Below are 25,742 nucleotides of genomic sequence, written 5' to 3' on the forward strand. Positions count from 1 at the left end.
AACGGCTGCGCCCCACCGGGTTCCGGTCGAGTCAGGCGGCGTCGATCGCGGCCTGGACCTCGTCGGCGAAGGAGGCGTTCTCGACGACCTCGCCGTTGACCTTGGCGGTCGGGGTGCCGGTGACGCCGCCGTCGCCGGTGGCCCACGCGGTGCCGTCCTGGACCCAGCCCTTGTAGGTGCCGTTCTCGACGCAGGTCTGCCAGGAGGCGTCGAGGCCCACGTCGTCGGTGCCGATCGCTATCAGCTCGTCGTCCGACAAGCCGGTCGAGTTCTCCGCGGGCTGGTTCTGGTACAGCGCCAGCGTGTAGTCGAGGAACTGCTGCTCACCGACGTCGGCGGCGCACACCGCGGCCGAGGCCGCGCGCGTCGAGTACTCGGTGCCCGACGAGAGCCGGTCGAGGATCGTGATCGGGTGGTAGTTGATCGTGACCGAGCCGTCGTCGAGCCACGACTGGAGGTTCTCCGAGTACGCGGACTCGAACTGGTTGCACGCCGGGCACATGTAGTCGATGAACAGGTCGATCTCGACCGGCCCGGAGCCGAGCGTCACCCCGTACGAGTCGCTGACCGCCGCGGTCGGCTCGTTCACCTCGTAGTCGTCGCCGCGGCTGTTGTACCAGATCCCCACGCCCAGGAGCCCGCCGATGAGCACCACCGCGGCGCCCACCGAGACCCACAGGAGGATCTTGCGCCGCCGCGCCTCCGCGGCCTGCTGCTTCCGCAGGGCCTCCGCGGCCTTCCTGCGCTCGTTCTTCCGCTCCGAACTGCCCATGTGCCTCGCTCAGCCTTTCTCAGGTCCAACACTCGATTCACGAAGCGGTTTCGAGTACGCTCAGCGGCGATGCACAGCCGTCTGACCACCCGACAACGTCCCCCCGCCCGGAAACGCCGCACCCCCTGGCACGGTGCGGCCGCCGCGCGGCGGCACGCCGTCCGCCTCGCCTGGTCGTCGCTCGCGGCGGTCCTCATCGGGGTCCTGTGGGCCTCCGCGGCCTCGGCGCACGCCGCGGCCACGAAGACCACCCCGGTGTCCGGGGCGGTCCTGGACGAGGCCCCGAGCGAAGTCGTCGTCGAGTTCAACGAGCCAGTCACCCCCGTAGACGCGGGCACCGGCGTCGTGGCTCCCGATGGTGACCGAGCAGACACCGAAGTGGTCCGCAGCGACGACGGCACCCAGGTCACGATCACCGTCGACGCCGACCAGGAGGGCACCTACCTGGTCGGATACCGCGTCGTCTCCGACGACGGCCACCCCGTCTCCGGCACGTTCACGTACTCCGTCGGCGCCGAGACCGAGGCCCCGAGCGCCGAAGCGCTCACCGCCGCCGGGACCGACCCGCTCGTCCAGGCGCTCCTGTATGGCAACCGCTGGTTCGGCTACGCCGCCCTCGCGCTCGCGCTCGGCGCCGGGATCCTCCTCGCCACCGGCGCCCGCCCCCGCGAGGCCGCCGCGAAGCTCGTCGCCCTCGGCCTCGCCGTCGTCGCCATGACCGCCGTCCTCGGCCTGCCGCTCCAAGCCGCGTACGAGAACGGCACCGGCGTGTCCGACCTCGACGCGGTCGGGCTCCAGTCCGTCATGCAGTCCAACATCGGGCTCTCGGCCCTGCTCAGACTCCTCCTGGTGCTGCTCGCCCTGCCGCTCATGCGCGTGTTCGTCACCGCCGAGGAGCAGCCGGGAAAGCCCGTCATCGCGGGCCTCGCCGCCGTCGGCCTCGCCCTCGGCGCCACCTGGCCGCTCGCCGGGCACCCCATGGCCTCCGACCCCGTGGCCGTGGCGTTCATCGCCGACTGGGTCCACCTGACGACCGCGCTGGCGTGGGGCGGCGGCGTGTTCGCACTGCTGATCCTGGCGCTGCGGGGGGACACCGAGATCCCCGACCGGACCGCCGCGACCTGGCTCGCGCTCGTGCCGTGGCTCATCGCGAACCTCATCGTCGCCGGGATCGCGTCGTCGCTCCTCCACATCGACTCGATCGACGCGCTCACGCAGACCCAGTACGGGAAGCTCGTGCTCCTCAAGTCCGGGATCCTCATCGTCACCGTCGCCATCGGCCTGCTCACCAGGCGGGCCATGCTGCGCGGCAGGGAAGGCCGCGCGCGGCTGCGGCTCATGGCCGGCGTCGAGACCGTGTTCCTCGCGGTGGTCCTCGGCGCCGTCGCGGTGCTCGTGCAGGCCGTCCCCGCGAAGACCGCGCTCCTGGAGGCCGAGACCACCGAGTCGGCCTCGACGGAGACGGCGACGCTCGTGACGACCGAGGCGTTCACCGCGCAGGTCGTCCTCGAACCGGGCAGGCCCGGCGCGAACAGCGTCCGCATCCTCGCCGACGACCTCGAAGGCGCCGCGTTCGAGGCCGTCGAATGGGAGGCCGTCTACGGGCTCGAAGGCGAAGCGCCCCAAGAGCTCCGGCTCATCGAGCTGCGCACCGGCATCCTCGCGGGCGAGGCGAACCTCGGCGAGGCGGGCCGGTGGGTCTTCACGTTCACGCTCACCGACGCCGCAGGCAACACGGCCACCGCCGACGCCGAGATCGACGTGTCCTAGCGGCTCACCAGTCGCCGAACGCGGCCTCGGTGTTCCGCCACAGCCGCTCGCACCACGCTTCGAGGTCCCGCTCCAGGTACTCGGCGAGGAACCGGGCCGTGTAGTTCACCAGCGCCGGGTGGTTCCGGTAGCCGCGCACCGGGATCGGGGCCATGAACGGCGCGTCGGTCTCCACGAGCACCAGCTCCGCGGGGGCCACGGACGCGGCGTCGCGGAGGTTCTGGGCGTTCTTGAACGTCACGTTCCCGGCGAAGCTCATGTAGAACCCGCGCCGCGCGCACTCCTTCGCGAACGCGAAGTCCCCGGAGAAGCAGTGCAGGACCACGCGGTCGGGCGCGCCCTCGGCGTCGAGGATCGACAGGACGTCCTCGTGGGCGTCCCGGTCGTGGATGACGAGGGTCTTGCCGCGGCGCTTCGCGATCTCGATGTGCGCGCGGAACGACCGCTGCTGCGCGGCCCGCCCGGCCTCGTCGGTGCGGAAGTAGTCGAGCCCGGTCTCGCCGAGGGCCGCGACGCGCGGCAGCGCCGCCAGCTCGTCGATCGCGCTCAACGCCGCGTCGAGGTCGGCGAGGCGCGGCGCCTCGTTCGGGTGCAGCGCGGCGGCGGCGAGCACGCGCGCGTCGGCGTCCGCGAGGGCCGCGGCCCATCCCGAGGACGCGACGTCGGTGCCGACCTGCACGACCCGGGCGACCCCCGCGGCCTCCGCCTCGGCGAGGCGCGCGAGCACCTCGGGCGCGTCCGGCGCGGGCGTCGGGAGCTCCTCCTCGGACCCGAACACGTCGACCAGGTCGAAGTGGGTGTGGCTGTCGGCGATGGGGAACGGGAGCGGCTCGGGGAGCGGCGCGGGCTCGGATCGGTACACGTGACAACCATGCCACGCCGAGCGCGCGGGCACTCGCGTGTGCCGCCCGTAACATCTTCTTCATTTCATGGACATCCCGGCCTGACAGGACCGGCCTACGTTGGCGGACAGCCGGTTCACCGGCAGTGAGGAACCGACACGTATATAAGCCTCTGAATACCAGGCGACATCGCCGTCGCACCGCGCAGACGAATCGAGCCGCACATGACCCGCGACCTCGCGTCCCGCCGCAACCGCGCCGCAGCGCTCCAGCAACGCCGCCCCGCCGTCCCGGCCGACCAGGACCAGCCGCTCCAGATCACCACCGTCGAATGGCAGGGCGAGAAGTTCCCCGGCGCACCCTACGCCGACGGCGCCGCCTGGGAGCTGTTCTCGGCGCTCCCGCGCCCCGACTTCCTGCCGAACCACCGGCACGGCAGCGAGTACCCGTACCGGCACGTCGTCCACGCCGGGGAGGTCCTGCGCGACGGCGTGCCCGCGGCCGTCGCCGACGAGCGCTTCCTCACCGTGCCGCTCGCGCCCGGCGTCGACCTCGAATACGTGCGCCGCCTGACCCAGACCCCGCACCTCGAACCCGCCGCGCGGGCCCTTCTCGACCGGGTGCGCGAGTCCGCGGCGCCCGGGGTCGGCGAGGTCATGGAGCGGCCCGTCACCGCCGCGCAGGCCGCGCGGCTCCTGGAGACCGCCGCGGTCCCGGGCGGGTTCTGCTACCGCCGCTGGGACATCGCGCACCTGTGCACGCCCGCGTCCCGGGCCTCGCTCGGCGGCGAGACCGAGTCCTCGGAGCCGTGGACGCTCGCGCTGCGGTGGGCCGCCGCCGACCCCGCGGACTACCAGGCGCCGGTCGCCCCCGACTACGAGGGCCTCACCGCGATGCCGTCCTCCGACCGCCGCGGCACGCCCGTGCTCGGCACCGGTTTCGCGATCTCCACCGCGCACGTGCTGCCCGAGCACGTCACCGCCGACCTCGCCGACCTGCCGCTCCCCGAGGGCGCGAAGCTCGTCGCGTACACCGCGAGCGGCGTCGAGACCGCGCTGTTCTCCTACGCGGGGCAGCAGTGGACGCCGCTGACCCTCGAACGCCGCGTGGACATCCCCGGCGTCGAGATCGGCCGCGCCTACCAGGTGCGGCGGGTCCTGCGCGAGGCCACGCGCGTCGTCTGGAACGGCATCGCCGGGACGCTCGTCGACGCCGACGACGAGTGGGGCCGCTTCCGGCTCTCGCGGCCCAGCCCCGACATGCTCTCGCGCACCGGCGCGGAGGCGGTGCGCCGCGGGATCTACGAGAAGTGGGTCAGCCGCGCCGAACTCGCGCCGGCGGTGTGAGCAGCACTGTCTCAAAGGCGCGGCCTGAAAGCTCGAACGCGCAGCGGCCCCCGGCGGTTTCGCCGGGGGCCGCTGCGTCTGCGGGCCTTACGAGTTCAGCCGCTCGATCTCCTCGTCGACGATCGACGGGTCGAGCTTCGCGAACACCGGGACGGGCTTGTCCAGGGGCGTCCCGGGCGCCAGCGGCACGGACTCCCACTTCGGGACGTCCGAGTAGTCGCCGGTGAGGATCGGGTACGGGCCGTCGGTCGCGCCGCCCTCGTCGAGGTCGGCGACCTCCTCGATGCGCGGCATCGGCGCGAACACGCCCGTGCCGCCGAGGAGCTCGTGGACCTTCTGCGAGGAGTGCGGCAGGAACGGGCTCATCACGGTCTTCAGGTCCGAGACGGCCTGGAGGACCGTGTACAGGACCGTGCCCTGGCGCTTCGGGTCCTCCTTCATCTTCCACGGCGCGGTGTCGGCGAGGTACTTGTTCGCCGCGGCGACGGTCTTCATGGCCTCGCCGATCGCCGCCCGGACCTTGTTCTGCCCGATGAGGTCCCCGACGGTGTCGAAGGACGCCTTCGTGGCGTCGAGGAGCTCGCGGTCGATCGGTTCGAGCTCGCCGGGCTCGGGGACGGCCCCGAAGTTCTTGGCGGCCATGGCGACCGACCGGTTCACGAGGTTGCCCCATCCGGCGACGAGCTCGTCGTTGTTGCGGCGCAGGAACTCCGCCCACGTGAAGTCCGAGTCCTGGTTCTCCGGGCCGGCGGCGCAGATGTAGTACCGCAGCGCGTCGGGGGAGTACCGCTCCAGGAAGTCGCGCACGTAGATGACGACGCGCCGCGACGACGAGAACTGCTTGCCCTCCATCGTCAGGAACTCCGAGGAGACGACCTCGGTCGGCAGGTTCAGCTTCCCGAGCGCGCCCGGCTCGCCGCCCTTGCTCCCTTCGCCGTTGGCGCCCAGGAGCATCGCGGGCCAGATCTCGGAGTGGAAGACGATGTTGTCCTTGCCCATGAAGTAGTACGAGACCGCTTCCGGGTCCTGCCACCACTGCTTCCACGCGTCGGGGTCGCCGGAGCGGCGGGCCCACTCGATCGTGGCGGACAGGTAGCCGATGACCGCGTCGAACCACACGTACAGGCGCTTGTCCTTGCGCTCCACCCACCCGTCGAGCGGGATCGGCACGCCCCAGTCGAGGTCGCGGGAGATCGGGCGCGGCTGGAGGTCGTCGAGGAGGTTCTTGGTGAACCTCACGACGTTCGTGCGCCAGCCGGTGCGCGTGTCGAGCCACGCGTTGAGCGCGTCGGCGAACGCCGGGAGGTCGAGGAAGAAGTGGTCCTCCTCCACGAACTTCGGGGTCTCGCCGTTGATGCGCGACTTCGGGTCGATCAGGTCGGTCGGGTCGAGCTGGCGCCCGCAGTTGTCGCACTGGTCGCCGCGCGCCGAGTCGAACCCGCAGTGCGGGCAGGTGCCCTCGATGTAGCGGTCGGGGAGCGTGCGGCCCGTGGACGGGCTGATCGCGCCGAGCGTCTTCTTCTGGAGGATGTAGCCGTTGCCGTAGAGGCTGGTGAACAGCTCCTGCACGGTCTTGTAGTGGTTGCCGGTCGTGGTGCGCGTGAACAGGTCGTAGGAGAGGCCCAGGGCGTCCAGGTCCTCGACGATGATCCGGTTGTACTTCGCGGCGGCCTCGGCGGGCTTGAGGCCCTCGGAGTCGGCCTGCACCAGGATCGGGGTGCCGTGCTCGTCGGTCCCCGAGACCATGAGGACGTCGTGACCGCGCATGCGCATGTAGCGGGCGAAGACGTCGGCGGGGACCCCGAATCCCGCTACATGTCCGATGTGCCGGGGGCCGTTGGCGTAAGGCCAGGCCAGCGCGGTCAGTACGTGAGTCATGCGCCCCATGGTATCCGTCCTGACATCTGGACATGCCGCCCTCCGACCGCGTCGGCGGCCAGGTCACGGCCGGGTCGCCACCCGTTCGGGCGGTGACGACACACTATCCCTGCGCGATTGCGCCCGGCTTCGCCGATTCGGTGATGCAATAGCCCGTATGTCTGGAACACACCGCGCGGCCGACCAGCCCCAGTCCGCCGGCTACGGCGGCGCCGACCACGGCGTGCCCGAGGTCCCGGCCGCCTACGGCGCGGTCGAGCACGACACGGTTGAACGGGGCACGGTCGAACGGGGCGCTGCCGAATACGGTGCGGTCGAGCACGCCGAGCCGATCGGGCCCGTCGACTGGGACCCCGCCGAGGACGCGCCCCGCCCGGTCGCCCAGCGCAGCCCGCTCGGGTCCCAGGCCGACGGCATGGCCGCGATCCGCGCCGTGTGGGAACGCGCCGCCGAGACCGAGAAGCGCCGCCCCGCCAAGCCCGGCCGGCCCCAGCGCCGCCGCGAGCCCAAGCGCCTCGGGCCCGCGCTCCTGGGGGTCCTGGTGTGCGCGTGCCTGCTCATGTTCTTCGCGTGGGCCGCCGCGCCCGCGCTGTGGATCAGCATCGGCCACGCCGACCACGGCACCGTGACCGTTACTTCGTGCAAGGACGGGTTCGCGCCGTCGTGCAACGGCCGCTTCGCCACCGACGGCTGGTCGAAGGACCTCGCGCTCACCGGCGAGGTGTCGGCGGCGGACGTCGGGACCGAGCTCTCCGCGCGCTCCACGGGGCCCGACGCGCACAGCGCGTACGTCGGCGGCACCGGCGGGCTGCTGCTGCGCTGGGCGCCCGCGCTGGTGCTGTTCATGGTCGTGGCGATGTCGATGGTGTCGGTCTCGGGCGCGACGCGCCTGTACGAGGGCCGCTCGGGCGCGATCGGCCTGTGCTGGGTGTTCGCCGGGGCCGTGCTCGCGGCCGCGCTCGCGTTCGCCTGGTGAGGCGCCGCACCGCCGGTCCGTCCCCTTCCGGTAGCAGCCGGTGCATGATCGCCGCGGGCGGCGCGCCCGCGGCCGCGCCGCGCTGTAATCGCCCCCACCAGTGCCGGACTGCGTCAGAACCGCCCCCCTGGCGCGTCGTAGAGTTGGGGCGCCCCCGGAACTCCGCCTGAACGGCGCTTGGCCGCGCCCAACTGAAATGACCGTTCCTTCCCCGCAGCGGGGCTTTGGGAGACAGCGTGAGTGATTCTTCGAAACCGGTGGCGCAGACCTGGTTCGGACCCATCACCGCCGTGCAGCGCCGCGCCATGTTCGCGCTCGTGCCGGTGGCCGTGGCGTTCGGCCTCGTCGTCGGACTGGCGTTCCTGCCGGTGACCAGCGGCATCGGCGGACTGGCCAAGGTCGGCTCCGAGGCCGTCCTCGACCTCCCCGACGAGCTCGTCCTGCCTCCGGCGCCGGAGGCCTCGACGCTGTACGCCTCGGACGGGAAGACGGTCATCGCGACGTTCGGCGACCAGTACCGGGTGCAGCTGGAGTACGACCAGATCCCCGACTCGGTGATCCAGGCGCTCGTCGCCACCGAGGACTCGAACTTCTTCGAGCACAACGGGGTCGACCCCGAAGGCGTCATGCGCGCCCTGGTCACGAACATCGCCGACGGCGGCACCTCCGAGGGCGCCTCGACGATCACCATGCAGTACGTGCGCCAGGTGCTCTCCTACACCGCGACCACCCCCGAGGAGGTCGCGGCGGCCAGCGAGGTCACCATCGACCGCAAGGTCAAGGAGATGGGGTACGCGCTCGCCCTCGAAGAAGAGATGTCCAAAGAGGACATCCTCACGAACTACCTGAACACCGTGTACTTCGGCAACGGCGCGTACGGCATCGGCGCGGCCGCCCAGGTCTACTACGGGAAGGTCCCCGCCGACCTCACCGTCGCCGAGTCCGCGATGCTGGTGGGGCTCATCCAGTCCCCGAGCGTCTACGACCCGATCAACGGCTCCTCCGAGGCCGCGCTGGCCCGCCGGAACCACGTCGTCAACCGCATGGTCGACGTCGGCTACCTCACCTCCGACGAGGGCGAGACCGCGAAGGCCGAGGACCTCAACCTCAACCCGCAGGAGGCGAACAACACCTCAGGCGGCGCGATCGACTCCGACTACGGGTTCTTCGTCGACTACTTCGAGAAGTGGTGGGAGCAGCAGGAGGACTTCGGCGACTCCGAGGAGGTCCGCAAGGCGCGCCTGTACCGCGGCGGCTACGAGATCACCTCGACGCTGAACGTGGAGCTCCAGGACGCGTCCCAGGAGGCCATCGAGAACCAGCTGGAGACGGGGTCGGAGTACGCGCTCGGGTCCGTCGTGGTCGAGCCGGGGACCGGCGCGATCGAGGTCATGGCCGTCAACCGCAACTACTCGAACGACGTGTCGGACAACGGCCCCAACACCGCGAACGGCGACTACAAGGGCTCCTACCCGAACACCACGAACCCGCTGCTCAGCGGCAACGCCGACGTCAACGGGTACCAGGCGGGGTCCTCGTTCAAGATGTTCACGATGCTCGCGGCGCTCGAAGCGGGCATGCCGCTGGACACCACGATCTACTCGCCGTACCAGTACACGTCGAAGTACATCGTCGGCGACGGCGAGGCCGCGTGCGGGAACCACTGGTGCCCGAAGAACGCGTCCCAGTCGGAGGTCGGGAACTACAACATGTGGACCGGGTTCGGGGAGTCGGTGAACACCTACTTCGTGCAGCTCGCCGAGCGCGTCGGCGTCGACAAGGCCATCGACGTGGCCGAGCGCCTCGGCATCAAGTTCCGCAACCAGCAGGACCTCGGGCACGTCGAGAACAACCCGGAGTCGTTCGGGCCGTTCGTCCTCGGCGTCACCCAGACCACGCCGCTCGACATGGCCGCCGCCTACGCGGCGCTGCCCGCCGACGGCGTCTACTGCAAGCCCACGCCCGTGACGTCCGCGCTCACCAACTCCGGCGGGATGATCGCGTTCGCGAGCGAATGCGACCAGGCCGTCAGCGTCGAGGTCGCGCGCGCCGCCGTCGACGCTGCCCGCTGCCCGACCGGGTACGGCGCCGCCGAGGGCAACTGCACCTGGGGCACCGCCGAGCAGGTGAGCGCCGCCGTCGACGGGCCCGTCGCGGGCAAGACCGGCACCACCGACTCCAACTCCACCAACTGGTTCGTGGGCTTCACGCCGAACGCCGCCGCGGCCGCGTTCGTCGCCGACCCCGACAGCCCCCAGAACTACGTGGGCAAGTCGAACCTCGGCAAACCCGCCAACGCCGTCGCCGACATCCTGGCGGCCCAATGGGAGATCAACGGCGAAGGGGACTTCACGCCTCCGAGCGAGCTGGTGCACTGACCGTGAAGGGAAGGCCCTAAACTCGGGCCGGTGAGCGCCACCGCAGTCCGGCCCGAGCAGCCGCCAGCCGCCTGGCGGCCGACCCCGCTCCCCGGCCCCCTCCCCGCCGTCCGGGCGCGCCTCGCGGGCACCGTCCCGCCAGACCGCCGCCGCGCCCTCTGGGTGACCCTCGCGGTCACCGGGATCGCCGCGGTCCTGCGCCTGATCGGCCTGAACCACCCCAAGGGCCTGATCTTCGACGAGGTCTACTACGCGCAGGACGCGCACACGATGCTCTCCCATGGCGTCGAGTGGGACCCGGGCGCGACCGGGTCGGCGTACGTCGCGCACCCGCCGTTCGGCAAGTGGCTCATCAGCCTCGGCGAGATCGCCTTCGGCTACGACGAGGTCGGCTGGCGCATCGCCGCGGCCGCCGCCGGGATCATCGGCGTCGCGATCCTCATCCGCCTCATGCGCCGCCTCACCGGCTCGACGCTCCTCGGCGGCACCGCCGGGCTCCTCCTCGCCGTCGAGGGCTCGCACTTCGTGCTCTCGCGGACCTCGCTCCTCGACATCTTCCTCGCGACGCTCATCCTCGCCGCCATGTACTGCGTCGTGCGCGACCGCGACTGGCGCCGCGCGCGCTGGCTCGCCGCGATCGAGGACGGCCTCGACCCGCGCCGCCGCCGGCCCCGCCTCGGCGTCCCGTGGTGGCGCGTCGCCTCCGCGGTCCTCCTCGGGCTCTCCATGGCCACCAAGTGGTCCGCGCTGTGGTACATCATCGCCGCGATCGTCCTCTACATCGTCTGGGACTGGCGCCTGCGCGCCGACGTGGGCGCCCGCAAGCCCTTCCGCGACACCGTCATCTACGAGTTCGGGCAGAACCTGTGGTTCGGGCTCCTCGCGATCGGCGTGTACGTCCTCTCCTGGACCGGCTGGTTCCTCAACGACACCGGCTCCTACCGCCACTGGCTCCTCGACCAGGGGCGCTCCGAGCCGCCTGTGTTCGGCGCGCTCGTGAACTGGTGGGAGTACCACATGAGCGTGCTCGATTTCCACGAAGGGCTCTCCTCGGAGCACGCCTACCAGTCCTGGCCGTGGCAGTGGCTGTTCGACCTGCGGCCCGTGGTCTTCTACTGGAGCTCCGACGTCAACTGCGGCACCGCCGACTGCGCCTCGGAGGTCCTCCTCCTCGGCACGCCGCTGCTGTGGTGGACGTTCGTGCCCGCGACCCTCGTCCTCCTCGTGTGGGCGATCGCGCGCCGCGACTGGCGGGCCTGGTTCCTGCTCACCGGCGTCGGCGCGGGCATCCTCCCGTGGTTCCTCTACCCGGACCGGACGATGTTCTTCTTCTACACCGCCCCGGCCGTCCCCTTCTTCATCGGCGCCGTCACCTGGTGCCTCGGCCTCATCATCGGCCGCCACCGCCGCGGCGAGCTCTCCCTGGCCTCCCCGGAGCGCCGCCTCACCGGCGCCCTCATCGCAGGGGCCTTCGTCGCCGTCGTCGTCCTCTGCTTCGCCTACTTCTGGCCCATCTACACCGGCGAGGCCCTGCCCCGCGACGAATGGCAGGCCCGCATGTGGCTCGACTCCTGGATCTGACGGGCCTCCGGATACCCCCGGAGGCCTCCGAGAGACCGGGCCCACACAACACCCCCGCAGCCCCCTTCCGCGGCCGTGCTAATCTTGTCGCCGCAAGGGGCTTTGGCGCAGTTGGTAGCGCGTCTCGTTCGCAATGAGAAGGTCAGGGGTTCGAATCCCCTAAGCTCCACCATATGAAGAACGGCACCTGCCTTCGGGCGGGTGCCGTTTTCGTTGTGTCCGGGTCAGCGGGCGGTTCTGGCGGTGCGGGCGAAGAGGGCTCCGAGGCCGATCATGCCGATGGCGAGGAGCAGGTGGAGCCAGTTGTCGGCGTTGTTGAGCGGGACGAAGTTGGCTGCGGAGTCGAGGTCGATGAGCAGGCCGTAGATCCACAGGACGAGGTAGATCGCGCCGCCGGTGACGAGATAGGTGACGGCGGTGGAGGCGGTGCGGGCCATGAGGAGGCCCACGACGCCGAAGAGCAGGTGGACGATGTTGTGGAGCGCCGACACCGCGAACACGCCCAGCAGGTGCGCGTCGGAGTGGTGCCCGGCGAAGGTCATCGAGTCGAATCCGGTGGTGATGCCGGGGACGAAGCCGAGCACTCCCACCAGGAGGAACACGACCGCGATGACCATCGTGACGACCTGCACCGGCGTGCGGCCGCGCGTCTGTTGAACGGTCATTTTCGGACTCCTTTTCCATTGGGCGGGGGACGGGCGGGTACCCGTCGCCATAACCGGCATTCGGAGCCGCGGCGGCCTCGGATGGGTTCGGTCCGAGTGTCTTCTCGGCGGGCCGGAGCCGGGTTGCATCTATACCCCCAGGGGGTATAGAGTCACGGCTGATCGGCTGTCGATACGGGAGGAGCCTCTGATGAGCGACCATCACGAGCACGGGCATGAGCACCATGAGGGACACCATGTGCAGCATGCCGAGGCGGAGCATGAGCACCATGACGCGCATCAGGGCCATGGCGGGCATGACAAGCACGCCGGGCACGACCCCGAGGCGTTCCGGCGGAAGTTCTGGTTGAGCCTGGCGTTGACCGTGCCGCTGGTGGCGACCAGCCACATGATCATGGACTGGTTCGGGTACACGCTGGAGTTCCCCGGGATGGAGCTGGTCGGGCCCGTGCTGGGGACGGCCGTGTTCGTGTACGGCGGGTGGCCGTTCCTCGCGGGCGGGGTGCGGGAGGTCCGGGACCGGGTGCCGGGGATGATGCTGCTCATCGCCACCGCCATCTCGGTCGCGTACATCGCTTCGCTCGCAACGAGTTTGGGCTTCTTCGACCTGGAGTTCTGGTGGGAGCTCGGGGCGCTGGTGACGATCATGCTGCTGGGGCACTGGCAGGAGATGAAGGCGATCGGGCAGGCGCAGGGGGCGCTCGCCGCGCTCGCGGCACTGCTCCCCGATGAGGCCGAACGGGTCAAGGAGGACGGGTCCGTCGAGACCGTGTCCGCCTCGGAACTTGCAGTTGGCGACGTCGTGCTCGTGCGGTCCGGTGCCCGCGTCCCCGCGGACGGGGAGGTCGTGGACGGCGAGGCCGAGATGGACGAGTCGATGATCACCGGCGAGTCCAGGCCCGTGGCGCGCGGCCAGGGGGAGCGGGTCGTGGCCGGGACCGTCGCCACCGACTCGGCGATCCGGGTGCGCGTCGACGCCGTCGGCGACGACACCGCGCTCGCGGGCATCCAGCGGCTCGTCTCGCAGGCCCAGGAGTCCCGCGGCCGCGGCCAGGTCCTCGCCGACCGGTTCGCCGCCGTCCTGTTCTACATCGCCATGGTCGCCGGTGTTGCGACGTTCGCGGTCTGGTCGCTCCTCGGCGACCTCGACTCCGCGGTCGTCCGCACCGTCACGGTGCTCGTCATCGCCTGCCCCCACGCCCTCGGCCTGGCGATCCCGCTGGTCATCGCGATCACCACGGCCGTCTCCGCGAAGGCCGGCATCCTCGTGAAGGACCGCCTCGCGATCGAGCGCATGCGCACCGTCGACGCCGTCCTGTTCGACAAGACCGGGACGCTCACCAAGGGGGAGCACACCGTCGCCGGCGTCGCGGGAACCGAAGGCGCGGATCCGGATGCGGTCCTGCACCTCGCCGCCGCCGTCGAGTCCGACTCGGAGCACCCGCTCGCCCGCGCCATCGTCGCCCACCACGGCCACGAGCACGGCGAAGGCGCCCGCGCCTCCGACTTCCGTTCCCGCACAGGGCGGGGCGTCGAAGCCACCGTCGACGGGAAGCGGTACGCCGTCGGCGGGCCCGCGCTCCTGCGCGAACTGGAACTCGAAGCGCCCCAGGTGCTCTCCCGGGACGTCGACGCCTGGTCGGGCCGCGGCGCCACCGTCCTCTACCTGATCGCCCTCGGCAGTGCTCACCACGACGGCGACCCCGAAGTCCTGGGCGCCATCGCCCTCGAAGACGAGGTGCGGCCCGAGGCGAAGCAGGCCATCGCCGACCTGCGTTCCCAAGGGGTGCAGAAGATCGCGATGATCACCGGCGACGCCCGTGCGGTCGCCGAGGCCGTCGCGGCCGACCTCGGGTTCACCGACGCCGACGAGGTGTTCGCCGAAGTGCTGCCCGCGGACAAGGACCAGGCCGTGGCGCAGCTCCAGGAGCGGGGCCTGCGCGTCGCGATGGTCGGCGACGGCGTGAACGACGCGCCCGCGCTGGCGAGGGCCGACGTGGGGATCGCGATCGGGGCGGGCACCGATGTGGCGATCGAGTCGGCCGGGGTGGTGCTGGCGTCGTCGGACCCGCGCGGGGTCGGCGGCGTGCGGCGCCTCTCGAAGGCCAGCTACCGCAAGATGATCGAGAACCTCGCGTGGGCGGCGGGCTACAACATCGTGGCGATCCCGCTCGCGGCCGGCGTGCTCGCGGGCGTGGGGGTCACGCTGAGCCCCGCGGTCGGCGCGGTGCTCATGTCGGCCTCGACGATCGTGGTCGCGCTGAACGCGCAGCTGCTGCGGCGCGTCAAGCTCGCCCGGTGAGCGCGGGTCCCGGTGCGCTAGGCGTGCACCGGGACCCGGCGCAGGTCCTCGACCACGGTGGCGTACGGCAGCTCGGCGAGCTCCTCGCCGGAGAAGAACCGGGTCATGAGGTCCACGAGCTGCGCGGGCCGCTCCAGGTGGATGAGGTGGTCGGCGCGGGCGATCTCCACGTACCAGCTTTCAGGGCAGGTGAACGCGAGCTCGCGGCACAGCGCGGGCGGCGTCAGGTTGTCGTGCTCGCCGGTGGTGAACAGGATCGGCGCGGCGGGCGGCACGGACGGGTCGATGAGCTCGCGCGAGAGGAGCCGGTGCGTGTTCGCGATGAACTTCGCGAGGTCCCCGTCGTCGGCGGAGCCGAAGCGCATCGACATGATCCGGCGGACCACGGCCTTGCCGACGATGTCCGGCTCGGGGCTCATGAGCGCCTCGATCGCCGCCGGGCCGAACCGCTCGCGCGGCCCGGACTCGGCGAGGGCCACGGCGGCGCGCATCATCGGCCGCGACTCCGCGGGGATGCCGCCCATCGTCCCGGCCAGGACCATCCGGCCGATCCGGTCGGGGTGGGTCTGCGCCATCCGGTACCCCACCGAGGACCCGTAGGAGCCCGCGAAGACGTTGGCGCGCTCGATCCCCAGGTCGTCGAGGAGCCGGACCAGGGCCTCGACCGGGACGTCCGGGCCGAGGTACGGCGGCAGCAGGTCGGCCTCGCCCCAGCCGGGCAGGTCCGGGCACAGCACGTCGGCGGCGGCGAGCATCCCCTGCTCGACGCGGCCCCAGTCCTCCTTGCGGTGCAGCGCGCCGCCGATGAGCACCACCGGGTCGAGGACCGGCACCTCCGCGCACGCCATCCGCGACCAGTACGTGTACCCGGCCCAGCGGTGCTTGCGGACGTGCGGGGGCAAAGTGGTGCGCGGCATGGGATCTCCCGGATCGAGGTGCGCGGCGCCGCAGCGCCGCGGGTACGGGAGACCACCTTAGTGTCGCAAATGCGAATTACTGGTATTTTGTGGCGCGGCTACGCGTATGTCCTTCGATCAGGGGAATCAGGGTCCGCAGAGCCGCGGTTCACGCAGCGACGCCCTTCCACGCCGTCCACAGCGCCGCGTACACCCCGCCCGCCGCGAGCAGCTCCGCATGCGTGCCCTCCTCGGCGATCCGCCCCTCCTGCACGACCGCGATCCGGTCCGCCGACTCGGCGGCTTGGAGCTGGTGCGCGATCGCGATCACCGTGCGCCCGTGCAGGGCCGCCGCGAGCGACGCCTCCACGTTCCCCGCGCTGCCCGGGTCGATGCCCGCGGTCGCCTCGTCGAGGATCACCACGTCCGGGTCGGCGAGGATCACGCGCGCCAGCGCGAGCTGCTGCGCCTCGGCGAGGTTCAGGCCGTGGTGCTCCTCGCCGAGCATCGTGTCCAGGCCCTCCGGGAGGTCCGCGACCCAGCGGGCGTCGACGGTGGCGAGCGCGTCGAGCAGCGCCGCGTCGCCGGCCTCGGGGGCCGCGAGGTTCAGGTTCTCGCGCAGGGTGGCGGTGAAGACGTAGTGCTCCTGGGTCACCAGGATGACCTTGCGGCGCACCGTCTCCAGCGGCACGTCGGCGACGGGCACGCCGCCGAGGGTCACCGAACCCGAACGGGGCCTGTCGATCCCGGCGACCAGGCGCGCGATCGTGGACTTCCCGGCCCCCGACGGGCCGACCACGACGAGCCGCTCGCCCTTCTTGGGGTGCAGGGAGAGCCGGTGCAGCACGTCGGGCCCGTCGCCGTACCCGAACGTGACGTCGTCGAGGCGCACCTCCGCGCCGTCAGGTACCGCGTCGCGGACCTCGTCGGGCATGAGGTGCACGCCCTCCACGCGGGCCATCGCCGCCCCGCCCATCTGGAACTCGCTGAGCGCCATCGTGGTCCGGAACACCGGACCGTCGAGGCGCAGCGTCAGCATCGCCACCGCCACGACCTGCCCGACGGTGACCCACCCTTCGAGGTACCACAGGCTCCCGACGACGGTGACGAACACGGCCGGGAGCAGGAACGTCAGGTCCACCGACGGGAAGAACCAGGTCTGGAGGCGCACGATCCCGCGCAGCCGCTCCATGTGGGTCGACGCCCGCGCGTACCCGGCGTCCCCGCGCTCGGTCTGCATCCGGTAGGCCGCAACAGTTTGCGCGCCAGCGGCGGACGCGGTGAGGGTCTCGGCGATCTCGCTCATCGCGGCCCGCTCCGACAGGAACACCGGGCTCGCCAGGCGCAGGTACCGGCGGGAGGTGAGGATCAGCGTCGGCACGCCCACCAGGAACAGCACGCCCAGCAGCGGCGAGACGACGAACGCGGCCGCGACGAGCACGACCGCCTCGATCGACGACACCGCGACCTCCGGGCCGGTCTTGCGCAGCAGCTCCGCGACCGCGCCCACGTCCCCTGACGTGCGAGTCGCGAGGTCGCCGGTCCCGGCCCGCTCCACCGTCCCCAGCGGCAGGCGCAGGACCCGGTCGATGAACGACTCGCGCAGCCGCGCCGCCGCCCGCTCGCCGAGCCGGTACCCGAGCCTGCGGCCCGTGCGCATGAGGATGAGCTGCACCAGGACCAGCGCGACGATCACGCCGCACACGAGGTCCACGCGGGAGGCCGTCCAGCCCCCGCCGATCCCGTCGATGACCTCGCCGAGCATCACCGGCAGGGCCGCGCCCGCGCCCGCGGCGGCCGCATAGAGCGCGACGACGCCCGCGAACGCGGCCTTGTCGTCCAGGACGAGCCGCTTGATCGCCTGGAACATGGCGGCGCGGTCGGCGACGGGCAGGCGGCCCGCGGTCTGGTCGCTCATCGGGACTCCTGCCGGGAGGTGAGGGAACGGTACTCGGCGTACTTCGACAGCTCCGCGTGCGAACCGGCGGCCCGCACCTTCCCGTCGACCATCCACGCGACCGCGTCGGCGCGGGCGAGCCACAGCGGCGACGCCGTCACCACGGCCGTGGTGCGGCCCTTGCGGGCCGCGCCGATGCGGGAGGCGATGAGGTTCTCGGTGTGCGCGTCGACGGCGCTCGTGGGCTCCACGGCCAGGAGCACTTCGGCGTCCGCGGCGAGGGCCCGGGCGAGGCGCAGGCGCTGGCGCTGGCCGCCGGATAGGTTCCGGCCGCCGTTCGTGACCTCGCCGTCGAGGTTCCCGCCGAGGCTGGAGTGGACGTCGGCGGCGCAGGCGGCCTCGATGGCGGCGAGGGCCTTTGCTTCGTCGACGCGGAGGGTCTCGCCGAGGGACTGGGCGAACAGGTAGTCGTCGCGCAGGAGGAGGACGCGTTCGCGGACCTCGTCGAGGGCGAGCGCGTCGAGCCTGGTGCCGCCCCATTCGGCGCCGGACTCGCGGTAGCGGCCGAGGCGCTCGACGGCGGCCTCGGCGGGCTTGGCCTCGGCGCTGACGATCACGGTGAGGCGTCCGGGTTCGAGTTCGAGCGCGGACTCGGGGTCGCGGAGGGCCCCTTCGGCGCCGCGGCCGGTGCCGGTGTCGGTGATGTCGCTGCGGGTGCCGAAGAACGCGGTGAGGCGGCGGGAGGCGACCTGGGCGGCGATGACGGCCTGCGCCATGCCGATCATCGCGCCGGAGTGCTGGGCGACGAGCGCGGTCATGCCGAACGCGGCCGACAGCTCGCCGACGCTGATCTCCCCGGCGATGGCGAGGCGGGCGGCGACCCAGGTGATGGCGGCCATGAGGGCGAGGGGGAGGCTGGTGCGCAGGCCCTGCACCCACGAGTCTGCGCGGGCGACGCCGTACCCGGCGTCGCGCAGGTCCGCGGAGGCGGTGCGGTAGCGGCGCGAGAACTGGTCCTCGCCGCCGACGCCGCGCAGGACCCGCAGGCCCCCGACGACGTCGGAGGCCTGCCCGGTGAGGGTGGCGACCGAGGCGCGGTAGGCGATCTGGTGGTGCTGGAGGCGGCTGAGGACGGGGCCGACGACGAACCCGATGAACAGGACGCCGCCGAGGATGACGCCGCCGAGCGCGGGCGCGATGTTCCACAGCATGCCGGTGCCGACGCCGAGCATGACGATGCCCATCCACCCGAACCCGAGCTGGAAGATGAACGACCCCGTCTTGTGGGCATCCTCAGTGGACAGGTTGACCATCTCGCCGGGGGAGACCGCGCCGCGCACGCCCGTCCCGGCGAGGTTCAGGTGGTCGGTGAGGTTGCGCACCGTGCGCACGCGCGCGTGCGACTCGGCCAGGAACAGCGCCCGGTACCCGGCGATGAACACCCACGACGACGCGATGGCGACGAGGACGAGCACGATGCTCCACCGCAGCAGCGGCTCGGCGCTCTGCGCCGCGATGACCTCGTCGACGATTTTCGCGATGGCCCACGGCAGCAGCACCCACGCCGTGCCCGAGACGCTCAGGCCGATGAACCCGAGCGCGACCAGGCCCGTGTGGGACCGGGCGACGAACAGCAGGTACCGCCACGGGTCGGCGGGGATGTCGGACGGCGGCGGACGCAGCGGGCTCGGCTTCACAACACTCAAACGTAAGCGCCGCGCTTGCCGGGCGGCAAGCCGATTTCCCCGGGCCGCCCGGTGATTCAGGACTCGCCGACCGCGCCCTGCACCCTCACCAGGGCCTCCGCGGCCGCGTGCAGGCCCGCGGTGAACCGGGGGTTGCCCGACATCACCGGCTCGGCCCGCGCGACCGCCCGCCACGCGTCGTCCTTGTACGACTCGTCGCCCGTGGCCGCGTACGCCTCCAGCAGCGCGGACGCCGCGAGCGCCCAGCCCGAGGCCGTCGGCCCGTCGTGCACGTCCGCGGGCCGCGTCACCAGCGCCTCCGCGTCGGACGCGGTGTCGTAGAACCCGCCGAGGCCGTCGCCGAAGTGCGCGCGCACCTGCTCCAGCAGCGCCGTCGCCCGCGCCGTCCACTCACCCCCCAGACGCAGGAACCCCAGCGCCACGGCCGCGTAGTCCTCCAGGATGCCCGGCGCCACCGACACTTCCCCGGACAGCGACGCCCGCGCCAGGCGCCCGTCCGCGCCGATGTGCCGCTCCGCGAGGAACGCCGCCGCCCGCTCGGCCGCCACCAGCGAGTCCCGGTGCCCCGTGCGCGCCGAGTACTCCGCGAGCGCCGCGATCGCCATCCCGTTCCACGCCGCCACGACCTTGTCGTCGCGCCCCGGCTGCGGCCGCTCCCGCCGCGCCGCCAGCAGCCGGTGCCGCACCGCCGCGAACCGCGCCCCGTCCGCCGGGTCCTCCGGCAGCTCCAGCACGTTCGCGCCGTGCTCGAAATTCGGTACCGCCGTGTCGATCCCGAACGCGCCCATGGCGAACACCGCATCGTCGCGGCCGAGGACCGCCTCCAGCTCCGCCGCCGTCCACACGTACGTCAGGCCCTCGACCCCGTCGGTGTCCGCGTCGAACGCCGCCGCGAACGCCCCCTCCGGCGTCGAGAACCGCTCCAGCAGGAACGCCGCCGTCTCGTCCGCGACCCGCGCGAACAGCTCGCCCTCCCCGGCGAGGCGCGCGTACAGCCACAAGAGCTCCGCGTTGTCGTACAGCATCTTCTCGAAATGCGGCACCGTCCACGACGAGTCGACGCTGTAACGAGCGAACCCGCCCTCCAGCTGGTCGTAGATCCCGCCGCGGGCCATCCGCTCGGCCGTCAACTTCACGTGATCCAGCAGCCGCGCGTCGCCTGTGCGCACGTACGCGTCGAGCAGGAACCGCAGCGTCGGCACGCTCGGGAACTTCGGCGCCGACCCGAACCCGCCGTTCACCCCGTCCGCCGACGCCAGCACCGCCGCCGCCGCGCCGTCGAGCATCGCCGACCGCACCGGCGGCGCCGGCGGGCACGGCCCGTCCAGCGGGCACGCCACCGTCACGTCGGCGAACGCCGGACCGCCCGCCGCCGCGGCCTCCACCACCGCCGCGCCCTGGTGCCGCAGCTCCTCCCGCTGCGACGACCACGCGTCGTGCACCGCGTCCAGCAGCCGCAGGAAATGCGCCTTCGGGAAGTACGTGCCCGCGAAGAACGGCGTCCCGTCCGGGAACGCGAACACCGTCATCGGCCACCCGCCCTGCCCCGTGATCGCCATCGTCGCCTGCATGTACACCGCGTCCAGGTCCGGCCGCTCCTCCCGGTCCACCTTCACGGGAACGAACCGGTCGTTGATCGCCGCCGCCACCGTCCGGTCCTCGAACGACTCGTGCGCCATCACATGGCACCAATGGCACGTCGAATAGCCGATCGAGATCAGCAGCGGCACGTCCCGCGCCGCCGCGTCCGCGAGGGCCCCGGGCCCCCACTGGCGCCACGCCACCGGGTTCCCGGCGTGCTGGCGAAGGTACGGGGACAGCGCTCCGGCCAACTCGTTCATCCCGCAAGCCTCGCACACCACCGCCCGCGCGGCACGGGTCCGGGGAGGAGGCCCCGGGGTAGGGCAGGCGCTACCACCGGCCGGGTGCTGGCGGGGGGACCGATTCGGGTGTCCGCGTCACTGATTCCGGGGCCGAAAACAAAGAGGCTATTACACATGGTTTCTTTTGCCCCCGCAGCGAACCGGACCGCGACAGCGACGGTCCCCAGTGGATTCATCGGCGTCGGGAACGCGTCCCTCGCGGCCGGCCTGGTCGCCATGGTCGTCCTCCACGCCACCTCGGGACTCAACCCGCTCTACAAGGTCATCAGCATCCACCTGTACACGCCGCTCGGCTGGCTCCTGCCCGTCGCGCTCGGCCTGTTCTCCCTCGGCGCCTCCGCATTCGCGCTCCAAGCGCGGCACACCGGCGCCCCGAAATGGCTCTCCTGGTCCCTCTTCGCGTGGGCAGCCGCCATCGCGATCGTCGCCGTCGTCCCCTCCGACCGCGACGGCGTCACCGAGTTCAGCGCCCACCACCTGGTGCACCGCTACTCGGCGTTCGCCGCCTTCTGCATCATGGCCGTCCTCGGCATCGCCTTCGGGCGCTGGCTGCGCCGCACCGAGCCCGAGCGCGCCAAGCGCGCGAACCTGGTGATCGGGTGCGCGTGGTTCTCCGTGGCGGCCCTGTCGTTCACGTCGCTGCCGTACGTCCTGGAGTGGTTCTCGATGCCGCGGCCGCACTGGCTGGAGATGGCGGGCCTGCTCCAGCGGCTCACGATCGCCTCGGGGATCGTCGCGCTCGTCGTCATCGGCGGCTACCTGAAGGCCTGCGCCGGGTCAGTAGAAGCCCTCGGCCTCGGAGTACGCCCAGGCGTCGCACGGGGTCCCGTACTTCCCCTCGATGTAGCCCAGGCCCCACTTGATCTGGGTGACGGGGTTGGTCGCCCAGTCGTCGCCCTCGCTGACCATCTTGGAACCGGGGTAGGCCTGGGGGATGCCGTAGGCGCCGATCGAGTTCTCGGCGAGCTCGTTCCAGCCGGACTCCTTGCTCCAGAGGAGCTCCAGGCACGCGAACTGCTCCAGGTCGTACCCGCGTTCGAGCGTGATCGCGCAGCCGGTGGCCCGGTTCCCGGAGTACTCGCCGCAGCTCGACGGGACCTCGACTGACGTCGGGTTCGTGTTCCGGGCGGCCTCTTCCGCGGCCTGGTCGGCGCCCTCCTGGGCGTCGTCCAGGCCTTCGGCCTTGTCGACCGCGTACTCCGCGACCGCCGCGGCCTTGACGGTGACGTCGGCCCCGGCGGTCGCGGCGATGTAGTTCATGTGGTGCGAGCGGGCCTCGTCGAACGCGGCCTCGGCCTCGGCCTGGTTCTCGGCGGCGGCGTTGCTCGGGTGGTTCGCGTCCTCGTCGGCGGGCCGGTCGGTCGCGGCCATGACCGCGATGACGGCCCCGAGGGCCAGCACGAGGACCGCGGCGATCCGGGCGGCGTGGCGGGTCAGCTTCGGGATCACAAGGGGCTCCTGGGGGAGGAGGAGGAAAGGAAGGGGGGTGCGGAACGGGGCGGGCGCATGAGCGCCCGCCCCGTCTGTGCAGCTAGTACCAGCCGACGTCTTCGGAGTGGGCCCACGCGCCGCACGGGTCGCCGTAGCGGCCCTCGATGTAGCCGAGGCCCCACTTGATCTGGGTGACGGGGTTGGTCTCCCAGTCCGAGCCGGCGCTCTCCATCTTCGAGCCGGGCAGCGCCTGGGGGATGCCGTACGCGCCGATGCCGTTGGCGGCGTACTCGTTCCAGCCGGACTCGCGGTCCCACAGGGCCACGAGGCAGCCGACCTGCTCCAGGTCGTGGCCGTTGTCCAGCGCCATCGCGCAGCCGGTGGCCTTGTTCCCGGAGTAGTCCGAGCAGCTCGACGGGATGTCGACGGACGTCGGGTTCGAGTTCGCCTCGGCTTCGGCCTCGGCCTCCGCTTCGGCCTGGTCGGCGTCCTCCTGGGCGCTGTTCAGGCTCTCGGCCCGGTCGGCGGCGAAGTCGGCGAGCGCGTCGGCCTTCACCGCGACGTCGGCGCCCGCGGTCTCGTCGATGTAGTTGACGTGCAGGTAGCGGACTTCCTCGTACGCGGCCTCGGCCTCGGCCTGCTGCTCGGCGGCGGCCTGGCTGGGGTGCTGGGCGTCCTGCTCGGACGGGTCGTCGGTCACGGCGTTGACGGCTATGACGGCCCCGAGTGCGAGGACGAGCACGGCGGCCAGACGGGCGCCGTAGCGGGTCAGCAGTGGGATCATTCGCTCTACTCCTGTGTCCCGGGCGTCTGTCCACAGACGCCCGGGACACAGCATGCCAGAGCTTTCCCGTCAGCCTTCCAGCAGGTTGGTGACCATCTCCGCGATCTCAGAACGCTCACTGCGCGTAAGCGTCACATGCGCGAACAGTGGGTGGCCCTTGAGCACGTCGATGACGCTCGCGACGCCGTCGAAGCGGCCCACCCGCAGGTTGTCGCGCTGCGCAACGTCGTGGGTGAGGACCACTTTGGAGCCCTGACCGATGCGCGAGAGCACCGTCAGCAGCACGCCGCGTTCGAGCGACTGCGCCTCGTCGACGATGACGAACGCGTCGTGGAGGCTGCGGCCGCGGATGTGCGTCAGCGGCAGCACTTCGAGCAGGCCGCGCTCGACGACCTCGGAGATCACGTTGTCGTTCGTGACCGCCCCGAGCGTGTCGAACACCGCCTGGCCCCACGGGCTCATCTTCTCGTTCTCGGACCCCGGCAGGTAGCCGAGCTGCTGGCCGCCCACGGCGTAGAGCGGGCGGAACACGATGACCTTCTTGAAGACCTCGCGCTCCAGGACCTGCTCCAGTCCCGCGGCCAGGGCCATCGCCGACTTGCCCGTGCCGGCCTTGCCGCCGAGCGAGACGATCCCGATGTCCGGGTCCAGCAGCAGGTCGATGGCGACGCGCTGCTCCGCGGAGCGGCCGTGGACGCCGAAGGCCTCGCGGCCGCGCACCAGGCGGATCTGCTTGTCGACGGTGACGCGGCCCAGCGCCTTCGAGCTGGCGCCGGTGAGCACCAGGCCCGTGTGGCAGGGCAGGTCCACATCGTGCGGGAGGTCCACGTCGGCGCCGTCGAACAGGGCGTCGATGACCTCGTCCGACACCGCAAGCTCGGCCATGCCCGACCAGGTCGGGTCGACCGCCTGCCCGTGCCGGTACTCCTCGGTGGGGATGCCGACCGCGGAGGCCTTCACGCGCAGCGGCATGTCCTTGGTGACCAGGACCGCGTCGGCGCCTTCGAGCCCGAGGGCCCGCGTGACGGCGATGATGCGGGAGTCGTTGGTGTCCAAGGCGAAGCCCGCGGGAAGACCCGAGGTGTCGACGTGGTTGAGCTCGACCCGGATGGAACCGCCGTGGTCCCCGATGTCGATCGGCTCGTCGAGCCGGCCGTGCTTGACGCGCAGTTCGTCGAGGCGCCGCAGGCACTCCCGGGCGAACCAGCCCAGCTCCGGATGGTGGCGTTTGGCTTCCAGCTCGCTGACTACGACGAGCGGGATGACCACGTGGTGTTCGTCGAACCGTGAGAACGCTCCTGGGTCTGACAGCAGAACCGAAGTGTCGAGGACGTAAGTGCGTTGCACTGGCACGGTCGCCTCCCGGGTGTCGATGTGTGGGGGACCTGGCCCCGTTGGTACTCACACTGTAGTTGGGAGGTACGTCACTGCGCCACCCAAAAATGCATCGAAAGCAACACTGGTTGTCACTGGACAGTCGGGAATCCGACAAACCAGACACGCCGGGTTGCGACATCATCACGGAAAGTCGGCGGAATCTCCGCGAGAATAAGCGTCGTGTCCACCGTGAGCGTCGCCGAACTCAAGTCCGCCATCGCCGCCGCCCTCCAGCAGGTCCGCGACGGCCAGGCCGCCATCACCGCCGCCAGCCAGAACATCGAGGCGGCCCAGGGCGGCCTGACCGCGGTCACCGCCGGGTCGGGCCACGACTCCGTCGCCACCGCCCAGGCCGCGCTCGCGCAGGCCGCGGCGGAGCTGGAGCAGTCCCTGGCCGCGACCTTCGCCGCCGCCGAGCAGGCCGAGGCGTACGCCGCGACCCTCTAGAACGGAGACCCCTGTGGACGTCGCCGCCCTCGCCGGGAGCCTCAGAGCCCTCGCCGCCGACCTCCCGCTGCCCGCGCTCGACACCGCCGACCACTGCTTCGAGGCCGCGCAGACCGAGCTCACCGAGGCGTCGCGCGAGTCGAACGCCGAAGTGGGCCTCCACAAGCTGGGCGCCGCGCGCGAACGCCTCGACGCGGCCCGTACGCGCCTGGGCGAGGCGTCCGAGGCCCTCGACGACTACCTTGCGGCGATCGGCGCGGGCGGCGCCGTCCCCACCCAGTCCGCCGGGCCGGTCCGTCCCGGGCCGACCGCGGCACCGGCCCCTGTGGACCCGCGCCAGTGGTGGACCGACCGCGTCAACGAGCTGTGCGACCGCGACGGCGAGGCCGTCCCGGAGAAGGTCCCGCCGACGCGCCTGTTCAACGACCTGCTCAAGGCCGCGGGGGAGGGGAACGCCGACGCGTACTGCAAGCGCCTGCGCGACGCGGGCCCCGAGACCGGCGTGAAGCTCCCGGGCCTGGCGTGGCCGCTGGTGCGCAGCCTCGCCGCGGAGCACTTGGGCCGCAACCCGAACGCGAGCGATGTTCCGGGCCTGCGCGACAAGTGCGTCGCGAAGGTCCGCGCGCTGGTGCCGAAGGCCGAGCCGGTGCATGTGGCCGAGGCGCTCGCGTCGGCGTGCACGCTCGGGGTCGGCACGGGCGACGACGCGGCGCGGACCGCCGCGATCGGGCCGGTGCTCGTCGCGGCGATGCACCGCCTGCCGCGGCAGGCCCCCAGCGATGAGCGCAGCACGACCGACCGGAGGGCCTGA

Annotated in this window: 19 protein-coding genes, 1 tRNA gene and 1 pseudogene; 10 read left to right on the forward strand and 11 right to left on the reverse strand. The window is 71.8% G+C overall.

Features of this window, described 5'->3' with window-relative positions; translation table 11 throughout:
- Window positions 1-31 precede the first annotated feature (31 nt).
- Window positions 32-772 (reverse strand): DsbA family protein, encoded by a 741-nt coding sequence (locus WA640_RS20760; protein ID WP_335990226.1) that lies wholly within the window; start codon window positions 770-772, stop codon window positions 32-34.
- A 69-nt stretch (window positions 773-841) separates the two neighbouring features.
- Here WA640_RS20760 and WA640_RS20765 point away from each other — a divergent pair, with 69 nt between their 5' ends.
- Entirely contained in the window at window positions 842-2,542 is a 1,701-nt protein-coding gene (locus tag WA640_RS20765) for a copper resistance CopC/CopD family protein (protein WP_335990228.1), read from the forward strand.
- 4 nt (window positions 2,543-2,546) lie between these two features.
- On the opposite strand, the gene WA640_RS20770 is transcribed toward WA640_RS20765, so the two are convergent.
- Window positions 2,547-3,404 carry a TatD family hydrolase gene (locus tag WA640_RS20770; protein WP_335990229.1) on the reverse strand — a complete coding sequence of 286 codons (858 nt, stop codon included), beginning with the start codon at window positions 3,402-3,404 and terminating at the stop codon, window positions 2,547-2,549.
- 204 nt (window positions 3,405-3,608) lie between these two features.
- Between WA640_RS20770 and WA640_RS20775 the strand changes: the two genes are divergently transcribed.
- Window positions 3,609-4,730, forward strand: coding sequence for a hypothetical protein (locus WA640_RS20775; RefSeq protein ID WP_335990230.1), 1,122 nt, complete (start codon window positions 3,609-3,611; stop codon window positions 4,728-4,730).
- An 87-nt stretch (window positions 4,731-4,817) separates the two neighbouring features.
- Here WA640_RS20775 and metG read toward each other — a convergent pair whose 3' ends face one another.
- Window positions 4,818-6,608 carry a methionine--tRNA ligase gene (gene metG / locus WA640_RS20780; protein ID WP_335990231.1) on the reverse strand — a complete coding sequence of 597 codons (1,791 nt, stop codon included), beginning with the start codon at window positions 6,606-6,608 and terminating at the stop codon, window positions 4,818-4,820.
- Window positions 6,609-6,765: 157 nt separating this feature from the next.
- Here metG and WA640_RS20785 point away from each other — a divergent pair, with 157 nt between their 5' ends.
- The 4 genes from WA640_RS20785 to WA640_RS20800 all read left to right on the forward strand — a co-directional run bounded on the left by WA640_RS20785 (window position 6,766) and on the right by WA640_RS20800 (window position 11,715).
- Complete coding sequence (locus WA640_RS20785; RefSeq protein WP_335990232.1) at window positions 6,766-7,584, forward strand: hypothetical protein; 819 nt, start codon at window positions 6,766-6,768, stop codon at window positions 7,582-7,584.
- Window positions 7,585-7,820: 236 nt separating this feature from the next.
- Window positions 7,821-9,962: a transglycosylase domain-containing protein gene (locus WA640_RS20790; RefSeq protein ID WP_335990234.1), complete on the forward strand. Its 2,142-nt coding sequence runs from the start codon at window positions 7,821-7,823 to the stop codon at window positions 9,960-9,962.
- Window positions 9,963-9,992: 30 nt separating this feature from the next.
- Window positions 9,993-11,543, forward strand: a complete 1,551-nt coding sequence (locus WA640_RS20795) for a dolichyl-phosphate-mannose--protein mannosyltransferase (RefSeq protein ID WP_335990236.1) — start codon at window positions 9,993-9,995, stop codon at window positions 11,541-11,543.
- A gap of 96 nt (window positions 11,544-11,639) precedes the next feature.
- A tRNA-Ala gene (locus tag WA640_RS20800) sits at window positions 11,640-11,715 on the forward strand.
- A gap of 52 nt (window positions 11,716-11,767) precedes the next feature.
- On the opposite strand, the gene WA640_RS20805 is transcribed toward WA640_RS20800, so the two are convergent.
- Complete coding sequence (locus WA640_RS20805; protein ID WP_335990238.1) at window positions 11,768-12,208, reverse strand: DUF4383 domain-containing protein; 441 nt, start codon at window positions 12,206-12,208, stop codon at window positions 11,768-11,770.
- Window positions 12,209-12,398: 190 nt separating this feature from the next.
- On the opposite strand from WA640_RS20805, the gene WA640_RS20810 reads away from it, so the two are divergent.
- Window positions 12,399-14,510 (forward strand): heavy metal translocating P-type ATPase, encoded by a 2,112-nt coding sequence (locus tag WA640_RS20810; protein WP_335990239.1) that lies wholly within the window; start codon window positions 12,399-12,401, stop codon window positions 14,508-14,510.
- A gap of 17 nt (window positions 14,511-14,527) precedes the next feature.
- Here WA640_RS20810 and WA640_RS20815 read toward each other — a convergent pair whose 3' ends face one another.
- The 4 genes from WA640_RS20815 to WA640_RS20830 form a co-directional block, all read right to left on the reverse strand.
- On the reverse strand, window positions 14,528-15,427 hold the full coding sequence (locus WA640_RS20815; protein WP_335990241.1) for an alpha/beta fold hydrolase: 900 nt from the start codon (window positions 15,425-15,427) through the stop codon (window positions 14,528-14,530).
- A 148-nt stretch (window positions 15,428-15,575) separates the two neighbouring features.
- Window positions 15,576-17,324 (reverse strand): ABC transporter ATP-binding protein, encoded by a 1,749-nt coding sequence (locus tag WA640_RS20820; protein WP_335990243.1) that lies wholly within the window; start codon window positions 17,322-17,324, stop codon window positions 15,576-15,578.
- A complete protein-coding gene (locus WA640_RS20825) occupies window positions 17,321-19,000 on the reverse strand; it encodes an ABC transporter ATP-binding protein (RefSeq protein WP_335990245.1) in 1,680 nt (559 codons plus the stop codon). The genes WA640_RS20820 and WA640_RS20825 overlap by 4 nt, the downstream gene beginning before the upstream one ends.
- Before the next feature lie 65 nt (window positions 19,001-19,065).
- The gene (locus WA640_RS20830; protein WP_335990247.1) at window positions 19,066-20,850 is read right to left on the reverse strand and encodes a thioredoxin domain-containing protein; all 1,785 of its coding nucleotides are present in this window, start codon (window positions 20,848-20,850) and stop codon (window positions 19,066-19,068) included.
- Between the two features lie 258 nt (window positions 20,851-21,108).
- Here WA640_RS20830 and WA640_RS28890 point away from each other — a divergent pair.
- Window positions 21,109-21,585: pseudogene (locus WA640_RS28890) on the forward strand (DUF998 domain-containing protein); the annotation flags it as partial.
- 84 nt (window positions 21,586-21,669) lie between these two features.
- Here WA640_RS28890 and WA640_RS20840 read toward each other — a convergent pair.
- From WA640_RS20840 to WA640_RS20850, 3 genes are all read right to left on the reverse strand, one after another.
- Window positions 21,670-22,341 carry a hypothetical protein gene (locus WA640_RS20840; RefSeq protein ID WP_335990249.1) on the reverse strand — a complete coding sequence of 224 codons (672 nt, stop codon included), beginning with the start codon at window positions 22,339-22,341 and terminating at the stop codon, window positions 21,670-21,672.
- An 82-nt stretch (window positions 22,342-22,423) separates the two neighbouring features.
- Complete coding sequence (locus tag WA640_RS20845) at window positions 22,424-23,107, reverse strand: lytic transglycosylase domain-containing protein (RefSeq protein ID WP_106366752.1); 684 nt, start codon at window positions 23,105-23,107, stop codon at window positions 22,424-22,426.
- Window positions 23,108-23,176: 69 nt separating this feature from the next.
- A complete protein-coding gene (locus tag WA640_RS20850; protein ID WP_425433457.1) occupies window positions 23,177-24,481 on the reverse strand; it encodes a PhoH family protein in 1,305 nt (434 codons plus the stop codon).
- A gap of 183 nt (window positions 24,482-24,664) precedes the next feature.
- Here WA640_RS20850 and WA640_RS20855 point away from each other — a divergent pair, with 183 nt between their 5' ends.
- Both WA640_RS20855 and WA640_RS20860 read left to right on the forward strand, forming a co-directional pair.
- Window positions 24,665-24,931, forward strand: a complete 267-nt coding sequence (locus WA640_RS20855; RefSeq protein WP_219926995.1) for a hypothetical protein — start codon at window positions 24,665-24,667, stop codon at window positions 24,929-24,931.
- Between the two features lie 13 nt (window positions 24,932-24,944).
- Window positions 24,945-25,742, forward strand: coding sequence for a hypothetical protein (locus WA640_RS20860; protein WP_335990251.1), 798 nt, complete (start codon window positions 24,945-24,947; stop codon window positions 25,740-25,742).

Source organism: Glycomyces sp. MUSA5-2, from assembly GCF_037034145.1.
GTDB classification, from domain to species: Bacteria; Actinomycetota; Actinomycetes; order Mycobacteriales; family Micromonosporaceae; genus Glycomyces; species Glycomyces artemisiae.